Below are 16,530 nucleotides of genomic sequence, written 5' to 3'. Positions count from 1 at the left end.
AGGACGGCGGCTGCGGCTCGGTTAGCCTGGGCTCACGATGAACGACCGTATGACCGCGCCCTGGGCCGAGTACGAGCTGGCCCGCTTCCCCGAGGACCCCCGTGACCGGCTGCGTGCCTGGGACGCGGCCGACACGTATCTGCTGCGTCACCTCGCGGAGAGCGGGACCCCGCTGACGGGGTCGGTCGTGGTCGTCGGTGACCGGTGGGGCGCCCTGACCACGGCGCTCGCGGCACACGGGCCGGCGCAGATCACCGACTCGTACCTGGCTCAGCGGGCCACCCGCGCCAACCTGGCGCGCAACGAGGTCGAGGAGGCCGCCGTACGGCTCCTGAGCACGCGGGACACCCCTCCGGACCGCGTCGACTTGCTGCTCGTCAGGGTGCCGAAGAGCCTCGCCCTCCTCGAGGACCAGTTGCACCGGCTCGCGCCCGCGGTGCACGAGGGGACGGTCGTCGTCGGTGCCGGCATGGTCAAGGAGATCCACACCTCCACGCTGAAGCTGTTCGAGCGGATCCTCGGCCCGACGCACACCTCCCTCGCCCGGCAGAAGGCCCGGCTGGTGTTCTGCACCCCGGACCCGGCGCTCGCGCGGGCAAAGGGCGCCGGTCCGTGGCCGTACTCCTACCAACTGCCCGGCGGTATCGGCCTGTTGTCCGGCCGTACCGTCACCAACCACGCCGGTGTCTTCTGCGCCGACCGGCTCGACATCGGCACCCGCTTCTTCCTCCAGCATCTGCCGCGGGGCCGCGGCGGCGGGCGCGTCGTCGATCTGGGGTGCGGCAACGGAGTGGTCGGTACGGCGGTGGCGCTGGGCGATCCGGAGGCCGAGGTGGTGTTCGTCGACGAGTCGTACCAGGCGGTGGCCTCGGCGGAGGCGACGTACACGGCGAACGCCGCGGGGAAGGCGGAGTTCCTCGTCGGCGACGGGATGGAGGGCTTCCCGCCCGGCAGTGTCGATCTCGTGCTGAACAATCCGCCGTTCCACTCCCACCAGGCGACGACGGACGCCACGGCCTGGCGGATGTTCCAGGGTGCGCGCCGTGCGCTGCGGCCCGGGGGTGAGCTGTGGGTGATCGGCAACCGGCATCTCGGCTACCACGTGAAGCTGCGTCGGCTCTTCGGGAACAGTGAACTCGTGGCCAGTGACGCCAAGTTCGTGGTCCTGAAGGCGGTCAGGCAGGCGTCGGGCGGTGGATCCCGCAAAGCGTCGGGCGGTAGGTCCTCGCAGGGCGTCAGACGGTAGTCCCCCGCAGCGCGCGCGGTGAGGCGCCCAGTTCGCGGCGGCACGCCTTGTTGAAGGCCTGCAGGTCGGGGATGCCGACGGAGGCGGCCACGGCGGGGATCGAGAGGGTCGTGGCACGCAGGAGGTGGTGGGCTCGGTCGAGCCTGCGGCGGCGGATGTAACCGACCACCGTGGTGCCCGTCTCGGTGCGGAACAGCCGGGTGAGGTGGTTGTGGGAGACCCCGGCCAGGCGGGCGACGCCCGGCACGGTGAGCGGGGTGGCCAGATGGGCCTCGATATGGGCGATCGCGGTCGTGACGGCAGGGTGGGCGTGGGCGCCGGGACCGGAGTGTGCCGCAGCCGGACTCAGGTGGGCGACGCGCCACAAGGCCGTCCAGATCTCGGACCGGGTGCGTTCGGGGGTCTGGGCGGCCGAGGTCACGGCCTGGAGCAGCAGACGGGTGAGGAAGGGCAGCTCGGGTCCTGTGTCCTGCATGAGGGGCACCGTGCGGGAGGGGCCGGCCGGGGCGATGCGCAGATGCGCGTAGAGGTGCTCCGAGCGGCCCTGGTAACGGTAGCGGACCGTGGTGCCGGGCGGGACGAGGCTCACCCGGCCTGGGCGTACGGCGTGTGCCGTACCGTCGACGGTCAGTTCGGCGTCGTACTGGTAGAGGTGCAGTTGCCACAGCTCGGGCAGCCGGAACACGTCCGTGCGGCTCGCGACGCCGTGCACGCCCACGCCGACGGCCGCGACGACGGGCGGCTCGCCGAGGTGGATCTCCGTCTTCCGCATGGTGGGAAATTACCAGCGGGGTCCGTCAGGGGGCCGGTCGCGCGCACAGGGCTCGGATGAGCCGGGTCACCGTCTCCACCATGGCGTCCCGTGCCGTGCTCAGATATTTCCGCGGGTCCACGACCTCGGGGTGGGTGGTGAGAAAGTCCCGTACGGCTCCCGTCATGGCGATGTTGAGCGCGGTGCCGATGTTCACCTTGGCGACACCGCCCGCGACGGCCGCCCGCAGTTCGTCGTCGGGCACGCCGGAGGAGCCGTGGAGGACGAGGGGGACGCCCAGGGCGGCGCCCAGGCGTGCGAGGAGGGTGTGGTCGAGGACCGCGGTGCGCGTGGTCATCGCGTGCGCGCTGCCGATCGCCACGGCCAGCGCGTCCACGCCGGAGTCGTTGACGAAGGCCCGCGCCTCGTCGGGGTCGGTACGGGCGCCGGGTGCGTGCGCGTCGAGGGGCGGTGCCCCGTCCTTGCCGCCCACCTCTCCCAACTCGGCCTCGATCCAGAGCCCTTGGGCGTGGACCAGGCCGACGGCGGCACGGGTGGCGGCGAGGTTCCGGTCGTACGGCAGGTGTGACGCGTCGTACATCACGGAGCTGAACCCGGCGTCGGCCGCCTGGCGCAGCAGGTCGTCGCTCCGGACGTGGTCGAGGTGGAGCGCGACGGGGACCCGCGCCCGTTCGGCGGCGGCGGTCGCGGCGCGTGCCAGCGGGAGCAGCCGGCCGTGGCGGAACCTGACCGCGTTCTCGCTGACCTGGAGGACGACGGGCGCCCCCGCCGCTTCCGCGCCCGCGACGACGGCCTCGACATGTTCCAGGGTGATGATGTTGAACGCGGGGACCGCGGAGCGGGCCGCGGCGGCGCGGCTGATCAGTTCACCGGTGGTGGTGAGGGGCACGGCTCCTCCTGGTCAGTGGGTGGCCGGGCCGAGGATCACCGAGCGGGTGAGGTGGCGCGGCCGGTCCGGGTCGAGTCCGCGGGCGGCCGCCACGGCCACCGCGAGCCGCTGGGCGCGAACGAGTCCGGCGAGTGGATCGAGCCCCTCGGACACCCACAACCCGCCTGTGTCGCCCACCTGTCGGGCCAGTCCTTCGGGGGCCTCACCGAGCATCCAGGTGGCGGTTCCGTGGGTAGTGATGCTGATGGGTCCGTGCCGGTACTCCATCGCCGGGTACGCCTCGGCCCACGCCAGCGAGGCCTCGCGCATCTTGAGCGCGGCCTCGTTCGCGAGCCCGACGGTCCAGCCGCGGCCCAGGAAGGTGAACTGCGTGCGGTCGACGAGGCCTTCGGGCAGCGGGGTGTCCAGAGCGGAGCGCGCGTCGGTGACCACCGCGTCGGTGTGCAGCCCGAGGTGGGCGCGCAGCAGGGTGAGGGCCGTGGTCGCGAAACGGGTCTGGACGACGGACCGTTCGTCGGCGAAGTCCAGTACGACGAGGTCGTCGGCGGCCGCCGCCACGGGGGTGTCCGGGTCCGCGGTGATCGCGACCGTGCGGGTACGGCCACGCAGTCGGCCGAGGAGGTCGAGTACCTCGGTGGTGGTGCCGGAGCGGGTGAGGGCGACGACCCGGTCGTACGGGCGGCCGTCCGGGAACTCGGAGGCGGCGAAGGCGTCCGTCTCGCCGTGTCCGGCCCGCTCGCGCAGGACCGCGACGGACTGCCCCATGAAGTACGAGGTTCCGCACCCCACGATCGCGACGCGCTCGCCGGGCGGCGGCAGCACCCCGCCGTGTCCCGCCGCCTCCGAGGCGGCACGGGCCCAGCACTCGGGCTGGCTGGTCAGCTCGTCCTCGACATGGGTCATGGCGGCCCCTTCTGCGGATGTCGCACGCATGCTTGTTCCTGCAAGATATAGCTCTATTCCAAGCAGTATCAAGCATTGAGTGGCCTCTTGCTGCGCTAGAGTTCGCCGGAAGATCGACGGACGAAGGGGTGGTGCGGATGTCGCGTGACGCCCGCTGGAAGGCACTGCTGGAACTGCTCGTCGAGCGAGGGCGGCTGGAGGTCGAGCAGGCGGCGGCCGAGCTGTCGGTGTCGGCCGCGACGATCCGCCGCGACCTGGACCAGCTCGCCGAGCAGCAGATGCTCGTGCGCACCCGGGGCGGGGCGGTCGTGCACGGTGTGTCGTACGAGCTGCCGCTGCGCTACAAGACCGCCCGCCACGCCTCCGAGAAGCAGCGCATCGCGAAGGCGGTCGCGGGCCTGGTCTCCCCGGGTGAGGCAGTGGGCCTGACCGGGGGCACGACCACGACGGAGGTCGCGCGCGCCCTGGCCGTGCGCGGCGACCTCACCTCCGGTTCACCCGCGCTGACCGTCGTCACCAACGCGCTCAACATCGCAGGCGAGCTCGCCGTGCGGCCCCAGTTCAAGATCGTGCTGACGGGTGGCGTCGCCCGCCCCTCCTCGTACGAGCTCGTCGGCCCGCTCGCGGACGGGGTGCTCAGCCAGATCACCATGGACGTGGCCGTGCTCGGGGTGGTCGCCTTCGACGTCACACACGGCGCGGCGGCACACGACGAGGCCGAGGCCGCGATCAACCGCCTGCTGTGCGAGCGCTCCGAACGCGTCGTCGTGGCCGCCGACTCCAGCAAACTGGGCGGCCGGGCCTTCGCCCGGATCTGCGCCACCGAGGCGGTGGACACGCTGGTCACGGATACGGCGGTGGAGGCGGAGACGGTGCGGGCGTTCGAGGAGGCGGGGGTGCGGGTCGTCGTGGTCTGACGCGTGGACCACGGAGCTTTCAGCCGCGCAGCCACGGCGCCGGCATTCCGCCCCGTTTCAGTGAGCCGAGGATCATCGACACGTCCACGGACGCCACGTCCTGCAGCCACGGGGACAGCGTGACGAAGTCGTGGAGGGCCGGCTCGTCGGGGAAGGCCGTCAGGGCCAGGAGCTGGCGTTCGCCGGTGACGAAGCTGACGTAACGGACGTGGGCGGACTCGGAGAGCGCCTTGGTCACCGCGTGAACCCTGGAGGGGACGGTGCCCAACCAGAGCAGCGCCTCCACGTGGAGTCCGAGCAGCGTCGGCTCGATCACGGCGCGGATGCGCACCCTTCCCTCCCGCCGCAGCGCGCCCAGCCGTCTCCGTGCCGTGGCCTCGGACACCCCGGACACCCGGGCGAGTTCCTCGTAGGTGCACCGCCCGTCCTCGGCCAGGACATGAAGCATCAGCCGGTCCGGACGGGGGAGTTCGCGGGCCGTGTCGAAGTTCTGCAGCACATCGCCCGTGGCGTGGGTCGGAGCCGCCGGGTCGCCGTCGGCCAGCGCGGCGATCTCCGCACCGGTGAGCAGACCCGCGTGCCACTCGCGGATCGTGCGGACATGGCGCAGTACGGGGAGGGTGCGGATCTCCAACGCGCCCGGAAGGCCGGGGAGTTCGTCCATCACCTGGCCGGCGAGGTGGTCGCGGGGGCACTGCAGTTCCGCGACGCAGTCGAAGGTGCCGGTCAGCACGTGGGCCCAGAGGCAGTCGGGGCGACGCGCCAGAGCCGTCGCGGCCAGCCGTGCCTGCCCGGGCGCGCAGCGCACCCCGACCACCGTGCCGCGGCCACGCACCGCCATGGCCCCGATCCGTACCAGCCCGGACTCCAGCAGCCGGGAGCCCCGGCGCACGACCGTGCGTTCGGGCTCACCGAGCGCCGCCGCGATGCGGTGCCATGAGGCGCGGCCGTCGATCTGCAGCGCGCTGATGATGCGTCGGTCCAGCGAATCCGCCACGGAACCGGTCTGCCGTGCGTCCATCGGACCCAGCATATGGCTGATTCCGTCACTTGCGCTGGAAAACTTGTTCCCTTCCGTCAGTGTGCCCGAATCTGCCGGAGGGGGAGTCGCACCGACCGTACAAGCTGCACGAACCCATGACTCCCGTGACTCCCCGATGTACGGAGGTGGTTGACGTGACCGCGACTCCTGCCCCCGGCAGTCCCCCACAGCCACGGACGGATCGGCCCCTCGGCACCGCACCGGCCCCCACCGCCCGGCGCGGGCCACTGGCGGTCCTGGGCCCCGGACTGGTCCTGGCGGCCACGAGCGTCGGCGCCGGTGACATGGTGACGTCCCTCGCGGGTGCCGCCGGGTACGGGATGGCCCTGCTGTGGGCGATCCTCATCGGCGTCGTCGTGAAGTACGCGCTCACCGAGGCCGTGGGGCGCCTGTACATGGCGACCGGCCGTACCGTGATCGCCGGCCTCGGGTCGGTCGGGCGCTGGCTGCCGGTGGCGTTCTTCGGGTTCGTCCTCGTCATCGGGCTGATCTATGGTGCGGCGCTGAGCTCGGTGGCGGCGCTGGCGCTGTCCACGCTGTTCCCCGTGCTGCCGGTGAGGCCGTCGGCCGTGGCGATCGCGCTGGTGTCCGCGGCGATCGTGTACGTGGGGCGGTACACGCTCTTCGAGCGGGTGATGAGCGTCTTCATGCTCGCCAAGTTCCTCGGCATGGTCGTGCTGGCGGTGGTCACGCTGGCCACCACCGACGATCCGACCGGCCTGTTCTCCTCGCTGCGCCCGAGGCTGCCGGAGGGGGACATGGTGACGGTGCTCGCTCTCATCGGCGGCGTGGGCGGTACGGCCGGTATCGCCTCGTACAGCTACTGGGTGCGGGAGAAGGGCTGGCGGGACCGGAGCCGGCTGCGCGTCATGCGGGCGGACTCGGCGGTGAGTTACGCGGTCACCTTCCTGTTCGTGCTCTGTACGACGGTGGTGGGCGCGGGTCTGCTCTTCGGAACCGGCAGGACCATCACCGGCAACGAGGGGCTGGCCGCGCTCGCCGATCCGCTCGGCGCGGACCTGGGGTCGGTGGCCCGCGTGCTGTTCCTGGGGACGTTCTTCCTGGTGACGCTGAGCGCGCTCGTCGGCGGGTTCAACGCGCTGTGCTATCTGCTGTCCGACTCGCTGCGGACGATGCGCGGCGTACCGGACGCGGAGGCCGAGCCGCACATGGCGCAGCACAGCCGTCCCTTCCGCCTCTTCCTGCTGTACTGCGTGGTCGCGGCCCTCGCGGTCACGTTCCTGGGGCGGCCGGTGCCCCTGGTGCTGACGTATGCCGCCGTGGGGTCGCTGATCCTGCCGCTGCTGTCCGGGGCGCTGCTGGTGCTGCTCAACCGGCGGGGCGTCGAGCCCGTATACCGCAACAAGATCACCGGCAATGTGCTGCTGTCCGGCTCCTTCGTCCTGTTCGGAGTGCTCGCCGTCGTACAGCTCAAGGAAACGATCGGAGGGGCGTGAACCGCACCGTGACCACTACGGACCTGTCCACCGCGAAGGAGGCCGCAGCGGGGGGGACCAGCACCGAGGGGGCCGGCACGGAGGGGGCCACCGCTCACGGGTCGGACCTGTGCTTCTGGACCGCCACCGAGCTCGCCGCCGCCATCCGGCGCCGCGAGGTGTCCGCCCGGGAGGTCGTCACCGCGCACCTGGAACGGATCGAGCGGGCCAATCCGGAGGTGAACGCCGTCGTCAGTCTCGTCGCCGACCAGGCGCTGGAGCGGGCGGCCGAGGCGGACGAGCGGCTGGCGTCCGGGGCGGAGACCGGCCCGCTGCACGGGCTGCCCGTCGCGCACAAGGACCTCCACGACACGGCCGGCATCCGCACGACGTACGGTTCACCGGTCTTCGCCGACCGTGTCCCCGACCGGGACCATCTGGTCGTCGAGCGCCTGCGCGGCGCCGGAGCCATCACCATCGGCAAGACCAACGTCCCCGAACTCGGTATGGGCTCGCACACCGTGAATCCCGTCTTCGGCGCCACCCGCAACCCGTACGACCTCTCGCGCAGCGCCGGCGGCAGCAGCGGTGGCGCGGGAGCGGCCCTCGCCTGCGGTATGCAGCCCCTCGCCGACGGCAGTGACACGGGCGGCTCGCTCCGCAATCCCGCCTCCTTCAACAACGTGGTCGGTCTGCGCCCCTCCCCCGGCCGGGTCCCCTCGTGGCCGGACAAGGCGCCGTGGGGTCAGCTCTCGGTGAAGGGCCCCATGGCCAGGACCGTGGCGGACGTCGCCCTCGCGCTGTCCGTGCTGGCCGGTCCGGACCCGCGCGACCCGCGCGCCCTGGAGACACCGGGTTCGGCGTTCGCGGGCGGACTGGAGAGTGACGTACGGGGTCTGCGGGTCGCCTGGTCGCCCGATCTCGGCGGGGCCGTGCCCGTGGACGCGGAGGTACGGGACGTGCTCCGGCCCGCGGTCGAGGTGTTCGCCGGGCTGGGCTGCGAGGTCGAGGAGGCCTGCCCCGACCTGTCGGGCGCCGACGACGTGTTCCTGATCCAGCGGGCCTGGCAGATGGAGCTGGCCTACGGGCCGCTGCTGGAGGAGCACCGGCACCGGATGTCCCGCGACGTGGTGTGGAACATCGAGCAGGGGTGGGGGCTCAGCGGCCCGGACCTGGGGCTGGCCCAGCTGGAGCAGGCCGCCCTCTTCCACCGGGTCCGGGAGTTCTTCGAGACGTACGACCTGCTCCTGCTGCCGGTCAGTCAGGTCGCGCCGTTCGACATCCGGCTGCCCTACCCGGCGTCGGTGGACGGCACGCCGATGGAGACGTATCTGGACTGGATGCGCTCGGCGTATCTGATCTCCGTCACGGGCTGCCCCGCGCTGTCCGTCCCCGCCGGTTTCACCGCGCAGGGCCTGCCGGTCGGCCTTCAGGTGGTGGGTCCGCACCGGGCGGACTGGGACGTGCTGCGGGCCGGGTACGCCTTCGAGCAGGCGACGCGCTTCGGTGAGCGCAGGCCCTCGGCCGCCGTACTGGAGGGTCGCGCGTCACTGGGCGGTCGCGCGTCACTGGGCGGTCGGGCGTCGCTGGAGGGTCGTACGTCGCCGGAGGGTCGTACGTCGCCGGAGGGGAACCTGTCGTGAGTCCGCGGAGCGCCGTCGTGGTCGGCGCCGGCATGACCGGGCTGGCGACCGCCTGGTTCCTCCAGGAGGCGGGCGTGGAGGTCACCGTCGTCGACCGCCGGGGCGTCGCGGCGGGCGCCTCCTGGGGCAACGCGGGCTGGCTGGCCCCGTCCCTCACCGTCCCGCTGCCCGAGCCGGGCGCCCTGAAGCTGGGCCTGAGCACGTTCTTCTCCCCCGCCTCACCGCTCTCCGTCCCGCCCCGCGCGGACGTCCGGCTGGCCCGGTTCCTGCTGTCGTTCAGCCGCAACTGCACCACCCGGCGGTGGCAGGTGGCGATGAGCGCCTTCGCCGCGCTGAACCGCCAGGCCCTCGCGGCGTACGACGAACTCGCCGAGGGCGGTGTCGCGGAACCGACGCGTACGGGCGGACCGTGTCTGATCGCCTTCACCTCCACGGCGGACCGCGCGCCGTTCGTGGCGGAGCTGGAGGCGGTGCGCGCGGCGGGCCAGCACGTGGAGTACGACCTGCTCGACGGGCCCGCGGCACGGCGGGAGGAGCCGGCGCTGTCGGTACGGGTCGACGCGGCCGTACGGCTGCACGGACAGCGGCACATCGATCCCGGGGCGTATGTCGCGGCACTGGCGGGCGCGGTCCGCGACCGGGGCGGCAAGATCGTCACCGGGTCGGGCGTCACCCGGATCCGGGACCTCGGCACGTCGGTCGCCGCGCACTGCGCCGACGGTACGCAGCTGCGCGCGGACGTGGCCGTGCTGGCGGCGGGCGCCTGGCTGAACCGGCTGGCGGCGCCCTTCGGTGTGCGTACCCCGGTCCAGTCCGGCCGTGGCTACAGCTTCACCCTGCCGCCCGGGGGGCTGCCCACCCGGCCCACGTACTTCGCCGCGCAGCGCGTGGTCTGCACACCGCTGGGCGACCGTGTACGGGTCGCGGGGATGATGGAGTTCACCGCGCCCGACCGGCCGGCGGACCCGCGCCGGGTGCGGGCGATCGTCAGCGCGGCCCGTTCCCTGCTCCCCGGTGCCGACTTCGGCCGCCGCGAGGACGTCTGGGTGGGGCCGCGCCCGTGCACCGCCGACGGTCTGCCCCTGGTCGGCCCGACCCGCTCGCCCCGCGTCCATGTCTGCGGCGGCCACGGCATGTGGGGCATCGCCCTGGGCCCCCTGAGCGGCAGACTGCTCGCCGAGTCGATCGTCACCGGCCGCTCCGCCGCCGAGCTCGGCCCCTTGCATCCGCTGCGCTGAGCGTGCCGTGCCCCGCTGGACCGGCCGGTCATCGGGCCGAGACCGGCCGGTCCTCCCTCAGCTGCGCGAACAGCTGCCGTGCCCTGCGCATGTCCCACTTCACGGCCACGCCCTTGGACGTGGCGAAGGCGGGATCGGAGACGGGCACGTTGACCTGGCGTCCGCTGCCGCCCGTGACCTTGCGCATCGCCTGGAACAGCGACGTGAGCTCCTGTAGGCCCGTGTCCTTGTCCACGATGAGCGTGTCGAGGCCCGCGCCGACTGTCGGGAAGACCTTGCTCGGGTCGAGGAGCGTGCCCGGGGTGGCGGTCTTCCTGGCGAGAGCGGCGAGGAACTTCTGCTGGTTCCGGGTGCGGCCGAGGTCGCCCTCGGCCTCCTGCTTGCGCTGCCGTACGAACGCCAGCGCCTGGGCGCCGTTGAGGGTCTGGCAGCCCTTCTGCAGGTTCGCGCCCGAGTTCTTGTCCTTGATGGCCCGGTCCAGACACATGTCCACGCCGCCGACCGCGTCGACGATGTCGACGAAGCCGGCCAGACCGATCTCGGTGTAGTGGTCGATGTGCAGTCCGGTGTTGCGCTCGACGGTCCTGACGAGCAGATCGGGACCGCCCAGCGAGAACGCGGCGTTCAGTTTGTTCGGCTGGTCGGGGTAGCGCCTGCCGGTCTCGGGGCGCAGGAAGGACGGGATGGTCACCCACGAGTCACGCGGCAGGCTCATCATCGTGGTGCCGCCCGCGCCGGTGTGCAGCAGGATCATCGAGTCGGTGCGGCGGCCCTCGGTCGAGCCCGTGCGCAGGTTCTTCCTGGCCTGCTCGGACAGCCCCTCGCGGCTGTCCGAGCCGACGATCAGGTAGTTGGTCCCCCGGCCGCTCGGCGCACGGTCCCTGAGCGTGCCCAGGTCGACCCCCTGGTCCAGCTCGGTGTCGGCCCACACGTACGCCCCGACCGGGGAGACGAGCAGCGCGGCGACCGTGAGGATCGCCAGCCGCACGCCCCGGCGGCGCCGGGTGGGCCGGCGCCCGGGGGCTCTGCCGCCGCGTTCGGGGCCCCCGGACCCACCGGCTCTCCTGCGGTGCCCGGAGGCTCGGCGCACGGCGTCCACGCGGCCCGCGACGACGTCCATACGGCCTGCGGCGGTGGAGGACGGCATACCCGGCAGGGGCGCCGTGCGCGGCGGGGGCGGGGACGGGTTCCCGTCCACCGCCCGCCCCGCTCCGGCCTGCGCCGGCTGTGTCACTCCCTCGCCCGGGCCGTCGCCCGCCAGACGGTCGGTCCAGTCACTCATCGGCCTGTCCAGTCCCTCACCACATCGGGATCACCTCGTCGGCAGGCTCTTATACGGCGGCGCGCCTCCGATCTGTTCACCTGCCGTCCCGGAACGCCGGATGCGGTGCCACTTCAGCCGGCTGCCGAGCAGCAGGGCGACCATGGACTGGATGACGACCAGGTACATCAGCTGCCGGTAGACGAAGAACTGGAACGGCATCGACCACAGGGTCCGCAGTCTCTCGCCGTCGAGCCTCAACGCGTACCGGGCACTGACGAGTTGGGAGCCCAGGAAGGCGAACCACACCCCGGCCGACAGCCAGGGATCGAGGAACAGCACCCCGTACAGGGCGAACACGTCGATGACCGGTGCGAGCAGCGGAAGGGAGACCTGGAAGAGCGCGATGTACGTGAGTCCGCGGCGGCCGAACCGCCCCGCCACTCCCCCGGACCAGACGGCACGGCGGTGCTTCCACATGGCCTGGATCGTGCCGTAGCACCAGCGGTAGCGCTGCCGCCACAACTGTCCCAGCGAGGTGGGCACTTCGGTCCAGGCGATGGCGGACTCCTCGTAGAGCACCCGCCAGCCCGCCCGCCACAGGGCCATCGTGAGGTCGGTGTCCTCGGCGAGGGTGTCCTCGCTGACGCCTCCGACGCTCACCAGCGCGTCCCGCCGGTAGGCGCCGATGGCGCCGGGGACCGTGGTCATGCACTCCAGGACCTCGAACATCCGGCGGTCGAGGTTGAAGCCGAAGACGTACTCCAGGTGCTGCCACTTGGCCAGCAGGCCGCGCCGGTTGCCGACCTTGGCGTTGCCGCTGACGGCGCCCACGGCCGGGTGCGCCAGCGGCTGGATGAGCCGGCGGACGGCGTCCGGTTCGAAGACGGTGTCGGCGTCGACCATGACGACGATGTCGTACCGCGCGTGTGCCAGCCCGGTGTTGAGGGCCGCCGCCTTGCCCTCGTTGACCTTGCGGACCACCTCCACGCGCGGATCCCCGATCGCCTCGGCGAGATCCGCGGTGCCGTCCGTCGAACCGTCGTCGATCACGATGATCTGCAACTGCTCGTGGGTGGAGGCCAGCAGGGAGAGCAGGGTGGACTCGATACCTGCCTCCTCGTTGTACGCCGGCACGAGCACCGTCACCGGTTCGGTGACCTCCCGCAGCCAGGGCGCGCCGGGACGGGAGCTCTCGAGCCGGCGGACGTGGGCCCGGGCGAACAGGCCGAGCAGCACCAGGCGCAACAGCCCGAGGCCGCCCGCGATCGCGAGGGTCCACGTCATGGCGCTCACGAAGGCGCGCCCCAGCTCGGTGGCCCAGACCAGGGCGGTGCCCTGCCATCGCTCGGCCGCGGACACGGGCGAGTACGGGACCAGCCGCAGCCCGGCCGACACGGTGGTGAAGCGGTCGACGTCCGGGTCGGCGAGGAGGCTCCTCGCCTGCTGGTAGGCGATCGACGTCTGGCTGAACTGACGGATCATGCCCTGGGCCGGCTTGCGGGACGACCTGTCGGCGGTGACCAGCACATAGCCGCGGGAGGTGGCCTCCCGTGCCGCCCGCCACTCACGGCCGCACAGTGTGTCCGGCGTGGTGATGCGCGGCATCCGCAGCAGGGTGGGGTTCACGCCCGCGGTGCCCGCCAACGCGGTCTGGGTCAGGTCGAGTTCCGCCGCGAAGCGGCTGGGTGAGGTCTCACCCAGGACGGCGCCCGTGTAGGTGTTGGAGCCGATCTCATGGCCCTCGGCACGGATCCGCCGCACGAGCTCCGGGTAACGGGCCGCCTTGGAGCCCATGAGGAAGAAGGTCGCCCGTGCGTTGTTGCGCCGCAGCAGGTCGAGCAGGCGGGGGGTCCACACCGGATCGGGACCGCCGTCGAAGGTGAGGGCGACGGTGCGGGCGGGCATCGAGCCGGTCTGGATGCCGTTGCCGTTGATCCCCACGACGGGACCGCCTCGGGCGACGGTGTCCGGTGCGGGCGAGGTGCAGGGTGACCGCGTCTTGGCGGCGTCCACCTCGTGGTTGGTCCAGCCCTCGAAGAGCAGGACCGCGAACATGGCGGGGAGGACCAGGATCAGTAAGAGCCAGTGCCCCCGGGGATCACGGGACTGTTTGTGGCGGCCCTTCACGGGATGCCGTCCCCCCTTTCGGCCGAGGTGCGGTGCCGACCGGAACGGGGGTGCGCCGCGGTGGGGTTGGGGCGTACGCGCGTACCGGGCACGCGCCCGGCAGCGGCAGCCGTACGGGGCAGGGTGTCTCTTCTCCGGTCGTACGCGCCGGGACGCGACGGGCGGAAGAAGTTGTTCTCCGGCTGCCCGTTGGAGCACGTTTCACGCATGGGGCGCGAGTCTAGCCACAGAGTTCCGCTTGCACGGCCCCGACGACGAGCCTCACAGAAACCCCTTGTGCCTCACCGGTCGTCGCGCCGCATGGTCCCCCACTGCCCCTCCTGGTCGGCGACCGCGGTCTCGGCCTCCTTGATGACCCCGTCCTCGATCCAGCCGACGGGTTCCACTTCGTGGACCAGTGGCTCGTTGTCGGGGCCCCGCCCCCTGACCCGGCCCCGGAGGACCCAGGGGCGTACTCCGGGTCCCTTCTCCCGTGGCAGGTGGGAGTAGTCGTACAGCCGGCGGGCCACCCACAGCTCCACGGGACGGTCCTCCCACCAGGGTTCGACGTCGAGGGGGTTGGCGGACAGGCCCGGCATACGGACGCCCGTGAGCGCGTCCCTGCTCTCGGCAGCGCCCTGGTCGGCCTCGGGGCCGTGTGACCAGCGCACATACAGGTGAGGGGTGCGCTCCACCAGGGCGGCCAGTTCTCCGAGGGAGCGGAGGACGGGCAGCGCGTCGGGGGTGCTCATCGTGTCGCTCCTCACAGGCGGCGTCCGGTCGATCGGTACCGCGCCAAGGCCGGTCGTGGTGGTGCCGACCCTGCTCGCGGCCTCGGCCGGGGTCACTCATCCTCGTGCTCCCGTTCTCGATCGGCCGGGTGTCCGGAAGGTCTCCGTGACCTGCCGCAGATGGAGCTCCTCCAGGGTCCGGAGCTGCCGGTGGGCGCGGTCGAGGAGGTCGTCGATCAGCCCCGGGTCGAGCCGGTCCTCGCTCTCGGACAGCCGCCGCAGCGTCTGCCACACGGCGACCTTGCCCTGCACTCCCACCCGCAGCACCTCCAGCTCGATCAGCGTGCTGAGCGGAGAGCGCCGCACGATCCTGCCGTTCGCCTTCAGCCGGCCCGCCTTCTCGACCGCCCAGCCCGCCAGGATCTTGTACTGGCGGGCCGGCACGTCCAGTCTCCTCATCAGCTCCAGCAACATGTCGCGGTCCTGCGCGATCTCGGTGGCGATCTGCCCCATGGCCGAGGCGATCGCCGTACCGCGGGACGCGCGCGTCAGGTAGCGGGCGCGTTCGACGCCCGCGGTGGATCCGGCCAGATGGTCGTTGAGGTAGATCCCGAGCAGGCCCGGGCGGTGGTTGCCCGTGTCCCGTTCGCGGTGAGTCGTCTCTCTTTCCGGGTGAGTCGTGGTGCCGGAGCGCGGTCGGTGGTTCATCGCGGGTCTCCTTCGCGCGGTCGGTGGTTCATCGCGGGGCTCCTACGGGGTCGGTGCGCAGTCCGGCACGGATCCGGGCCGCCTCCGTGGCCGCGTCGCGAAGGCAGTTCAGGCGGATACGGCCGGTCGGCAGCCGCGTACACCGGATCGGCTGCCGGAGCCACCGGTCCGTCTCGCGGCCGGAGACCCGCGCGAAGCTGCGGACGCCGAGAATCGGCCCCGGACCACCGACGGCGTGGGACATTCCGTGGGCCGGGCCGAGGGTGTCCCCGGTTCCCGGGCGGGGCGCGACAGCCATGCGCGGCTCCTTTCCGGACATGTTGCGGGACACGTCGCACGCCGGAAGCCGTGCGGGCGCCCGAGTACCCCTGTGACCACCGGGAACACGTTCGCCCGTCCTGTCCGACGGTCCGGGTGCGGACGTGCCGAGGGGGCTCCCGGAGAACGGGAGCCCCCTCGGCGCGCAGGACTCAGGAGCGGTCGCGCCTGGTGGTGCGCTCGGCCTCCTGGCCGCGTTCGCGGGCCTTGGCCCGGGTCTTCTTGGCCTCGCCGCGCGCCTGGTCGATCTCACCCTCGACCTGCGTCTCGCGGTCGCCCGTGACCTTGCCGACCATCTCCTTGGCCTTGCCCTTCATCTTGTCAGCGCCGCCCTTACCGGCTTTACCGGCCATGGCTCCTCCTTGGGGTGTGGACGCCTGCCCGCCCAACGTAAGCCGCGCTGCGACACGCCGCGCGCTGGAGAGTCACGGTGCGTAGTCGGGCCTCGCGCCGAAGCGCGGGGTTCCGGGTCAGGGCAGCGGTGTGCCACCGGTGGCGTTCATGACCTCCGCGGTGACGTAACTCGCTTGCGGCGAGGCCAGGAACACGTACGCGGGTGCCATCTCGGCGGGTTGTGCGGGCCGGCCGAGCGGTGCCTGCTTGCCGAACTCCCGGGTGTCGGGCATCGTCGCCGGGATCAGCGGGGTCCACACCGGGCCGGGGGCAACGGCGTTGACGCGGACACCGTCACCGGCCACCATCTGCGCGAGCCCCTGCGTGAAGGTCACGATCGCGCCCTTGGTCGTCGCGTAGTCGAGCAGATGCGGGCTGGGCTTGTACGCCTGCACGGACGTGGAGTTGATGATGGACCCGCCCGCGGGAATGTGCGGCAGAGCCATCTTGCACAGCCAGAACATGCCGTACAGGTTGGTCCGCACGACCCTGTCGAACTGCTCGGTCGAGATCGCCCCGATCCCCTCCGGCTGCGACATCTGGTAGGCCGCGTTGTTCACCAGGATGTCGATCCGCCCGAACTCGGCGACCGCACGCTCCACCAGGCGACGGCACTGCTCCTCCTCCCGGATGTCACAGGGGACGGCGACGGCCTTGCGCCCAGCGTCCTCGACAAGCCGTGTCGTCGTGGCCGCCTCGCGGTCCTCCTCCGGGAGGTGGGTGAAGATGACGTCGGCCCCTTCGCGCGCGTAGGCGAGGCACACCGCACGGCCGATTCCCGAGTCGCCGCCCGTCACCAGGGCCTTGCGGTCCTGGAGGAGCCCACGGCCCTCGTAGGAGTCCTCACCGTGGTCGGGCGGCGGGTCCATGGGACCGGTCCAGCCCGGGTGTTCCTGGTCCTGCTGCGAGAACTCGGGGCGGGGG

General features: G+C 72.2%; 17 protein-coding genes. 5 read left to right on the top strand and 12 right to left on the bottom strand.

Annotated elements, in window-relative coordinates; all coding sequences use genetic code 11:
• Positions 1 to 37 precede the first annotated feature (37 nt).
• Positions 38 to 1,246: a methyltransferase gene (locus FNH04_RS09090; RefSeq protein ID WP_194236609.1), complete on the top strand. Its 1,209-nt coding sequence runs from the start codon at positions 38 to 40 to the stop codon at positions 1,244 to 1,246.
• On the opposite strand, the gene FNH04_RS09085 is transcribed toward FNH04_RS09090, so the two are convergent.
• The 3 genes from FNH04_RS09085 to FNH04_RS09075 are packed head-to-tail and all read right to left on the bottom strand — an operon-like array spanning position 1,236 to position 3,810.
• Positions 1,236 to 2,018 (bottom strand): helix-turn-helix domain-containing protein, encoded by a 783-nt coding sequence (locus FNH04_RS09085; protein WP_152782145.1) that lies wholly within the window; start codon positions 2,016 to 2,018, stop codon positions 1,236 to 1,238. The two genes, FNH04_RS09090 and FNH04_RS09085, sit on opposite strands and share 11 nt — an antisense overlap.
• Before the next feature lie 25 nt (positions 2,019 to 2,043).
• A complete protein-coding gene (locus tag FNH04_RS09080; protein WP_322722792.1) occupies positions 2,044 to 2,907 on the bottom strand; it encodes a class II fructose-bisphosphate aldolase in 864 nt (287 codons plus the stop codon).
• 12 nt (positions 2,908 to 2,919) lie between these two features.
• On the bottom strand, positions 2,920 to 3,810 hold the full coding sequence (locus FNH04_RS09075) for an SIS domain-containing protein (protein ID WP_152782179.1): 891 nt from the start codon (positions 3,808 to 3,810) through the stop codon (positions 2,920 to 2,922).
• A 137-nt stretch (positions 3,811 to 3,947) separates the two neighbouring features.
• On the opposite strand from FNH04_RS09075, the gene FNH04_RS09070 reads away from it, so the two are divergent.
• Complete coding sequence (locus FNH04_RS09070) at positions 3,948 to 4,727, top strand: DeoR/GlpR family DNA-binding transcription regulator (RefSeq protein WP_152782143.1); 780 nt, start codon at positions 3,948 to 3,950, stop codon at positions 4,725 to 4,727.
• Between the two features lie 19 nt (positions 4,728 to 4,746).
• Here the strand turns inward: FNH04_RS09070 and FNH04_RS09065 are convergent, their stop codons facing one another.
• On the bottom strand, positions 4,747 to 5,748 hold the full coding sequence (locus FNH04_RS09065) for an Lrp/AsnC family transcriptional regulator (protein WP_152782141.1): 1,002 nt from the start codon (positions 5,746 to 5,748) through the stop codon (positions 4,747 to 4,749).
• A 155-nt stretch (positions 5,749 to 5,903) separates the two neighbouring features.
• Between FNH04_RS09065 and FNH04_RS09060 the strand changes: the two genes are divergently transcribed.
• The 3 genes from FNH04_RS09060 to FNH04_RS09050 all read left to right on the top strand — a co-directional run bounded on the left by FNH04_RS09060 (position 5,904) and on the right by FNH04_RS09050 (position 10,086).
• Positions 5,904 to 7,226 carry an Nramp family divalent metal transporter gene (locus FNH04_RS09060; RefSeq protein ID WP_322722791.1) on the top strand — a complete coding sequence of 441 codons (1,323 nt, stop codon included), beginning with the start codon at positions 5,904 to 5,906 and terminating at the stop codon, positions 7,224 to 7,226.
• 107 nt (positions 7,227 to 7,333) lie between these two features.
• Positions 7,334 to 8,848: an amidase gene (locus FNH04_RS09055; protein WP_228031246.1), complete on the top strand. Its 1,515-nt coding sequence runs from the start codon at positions 7,334 to 7,336 to the stop codon at positions 8,846 to 8,848.
• Positions 8,845 to 10,086 carry an NAD(P)/FAD-dependent oxidoreductase gene (locus FNH04_RS09050; protein ID WP_322722790.1) on the top strand — a complete coding sequence of 414 codons (1,242 nt, stop codon included), beginning with the start codon at positions 8,845 to 8,847 and terminating at the stop codon, positions 10,084 to 10,086. The genes FNH04_RS09055 and FNH04_RS09050 overlap by 4 nt, the downstream gene beginning before the upstream one ends.
• A gap of 28 nt (positions 10,087 to 10,114) precedes the next feature.
• Here the strand turns inward: FNH04_RS09050 and FNH04_RS09045 are convergent, their stop codons facing one another.
• The 8 genes from FNH04_RS09045 to FNH04_RS09010 form a co-directional block, all read right to left on the bottom strand.
• A complete protein-coding gene (locus FNH04_RS09045) occupies positions 10,115 to 11,368 on the bottom strand; it encodes an LCP family protein (RefSeq protein ID WP_152782137.1) in 1,254 nt (417 codons plus the stop codon).
• A 30-nt stretch (positions 11,369 to 11,398) separates the two neighbouring features.
• Entirely contained in the window at positions 11,399 to 13,477 is a 2,079-nt protein-coding gene (locus tag FNH04_RS09040) for a glycosyltransferase (protein ID WP_322722789.1), read from the bottom strand.
• Entirely contained in the window at positions 13,474 to 13,686 is a 213-nt protein-coding gene (locus FNH04_RS09035; RefSeq protein WP_152782135.1) for a hypothetical protein, read from the bottom strand. The genes FNH04_RS09040 and FNH04_RS09035 overlap by 4 nt, the downstream gene beginning before the upstream one ends.
• A gap of 72 nt (positions 13,687 to 13,758) precedes the next feature.
• A complete protein-coding gene (locus FNH04_RS09030) occupies positions 13,759 to 14,208 on the bottom strand; it encodes a DUF6098 family protein (RefSeq protein WP_152782133.1) in 450 nt (149 codons plus the stop codon).
• 96 nt (positions 14,209 to 14,304) lie between these two features.
• A complete protein-coding gene (locus FNH04_RS09025) occupies positions 14,305 to 14,895 on the bottom strand; it encodes a hypothetical protein (RefSeq protein ID WP_228031244.1) in 591 nt (196 codons plus the stop codon).
• A gap of 28 nt (positions 14,896 to 14,923) precedes the next feature.
• Positions 14,924 to 15,193 carry a hypothetical protein gene (locus FNH04_RS09020; RefSeq protein WP_152782131.1) on the bottom strand — a complete coding sequence of 90 codons (270 nt, stop codon included), beginning with the start codon at positions 15,191 to 15,193 and terminating at the stop codon, positions 14,924 to 14,926.
• Positions 15,194 to 15,365: 172 nt separating this feature from the next.
• Positions 15,366 to 15,566, bottom strand: a complete 201-nt coding sequence (locus tag FNH04_RS09015) for a CsbD family protein (RefSeq protein ID WP_152782129.1) — start codon at positions 15,564 to 15,566, stop codon at positions 15,366 to 15,368.
• A 117-nt stretch (positions 15,567 to 15,683) separates the two neighbouring features.
• The coding region (locus FNH04_RS09010) for an SDR family oxidoreductase (RefSeq protein WP_152782127.1) at positions 15,684 to 16,530 on the bottom strand (847 nt) is incomplete at its 5' end.

Origin of the sequence: Streptomyces phyllanthi (genome assembly GCF_009377205.1) — a bacterium.
Classification (GTDB): Bacteria; Actinomycetota; Actinomycetes; order Streptomycetales; family Streptomycetaceae; genus Streptomyces; species Streptomyces phyllanthi.
The sequence above is the reverse complement of the archived record's forward strand: the minus strand, read 5'-3'. Positions and strand labels throughout refer to the sequence as shown.

What these genes read in the sequence shown, in the direction of transcription:
- FNH04_RS09070 (WP_152782143.1), top strand. Translation starts at nt 3,948, where the DNA reads ATGTCGCGTGACGCCCGCTGGAAGGCACTGCTGGAACTGCTCGTCGAG.
- FNH04_RS09085 (WP_152782145.1), bottom strand. Translation starts at nt 2,018, where the DNA reads ATGCGGAAGACGGAGATCCACCTCGGCGAGCCGCCCGTCGTCGCGGCC.
- FNH04_RS09035 (WP_152782135.1), bottom strand. Translation starts at nt 13,686, where the DNA reads ATGCGTGAAACGTGCTCCAACGGGCAGCCGGAGAACAACTTCTTCCGC.
- FNH04_RS09045 (WP_152782137.1), bottom strand. Translation starts at nt 11,368, where the DNA reads ATGAGTGACTGGACCGACCGTCTGGCGGGCGACGGCCCGGGCGAGGGA.
- FNH04_RS09020 (WP_152782131.1), bottom strand. Translation starts at nt 15,193, where the DNA reads ATGGCTGTCGCGCCCCGCCCGGGAACCGGGGACACCCTCGGCCCGGCC.
- FNH04_RS09065 (WP_152782141.1), bottom strand. Translation starts at nt 5,748, where the DNA reads ATGGACGCACGGCAGACCGGTTCCGTGGCGGATTCGCTGGACCGACGC.
- FNH04_RS09090 (WP_194236609.1), top strand. Translation starts at nt 38, where the DNA reads ATGAACGACCGTATGACCGCGCCCTGGGCCGAGTACGAGCTGGCCCGC.
- FNH04_RS09025 (WP_228031244.1), bottom strand. Translation starts at nt 14,895, where the DNA reads ATGAACCACCGACCGCGCTCCGGCACCACGACTCACCCGGAAAGAGAG.
- FNH04_RS09075 (WP_152782179.1), bottom strand. Translation starts at nt 3,810, where the DNA reads ATGACCCATGTCGAGGACGAGCTGACCAGCCAGCCCGAGTGCTGGGCC.
- FNH04_RS09015 (WP_152782129.1), bottom strand. Translation starts at nt 15,566, where the DNA reads ATGGCCGGTAAAGCCGGTAAGGGCGGCGCTGACAAGATGAAGGGCAAG.
- FNH04_RS09030 (WP_152782133.1), bottom strand. Translation starts at nt 14,208, where the DNA reads ATGAGCACCCCCGACGCGCTGCCCGTCCTCCGCTCCCTCGGAGAACTG.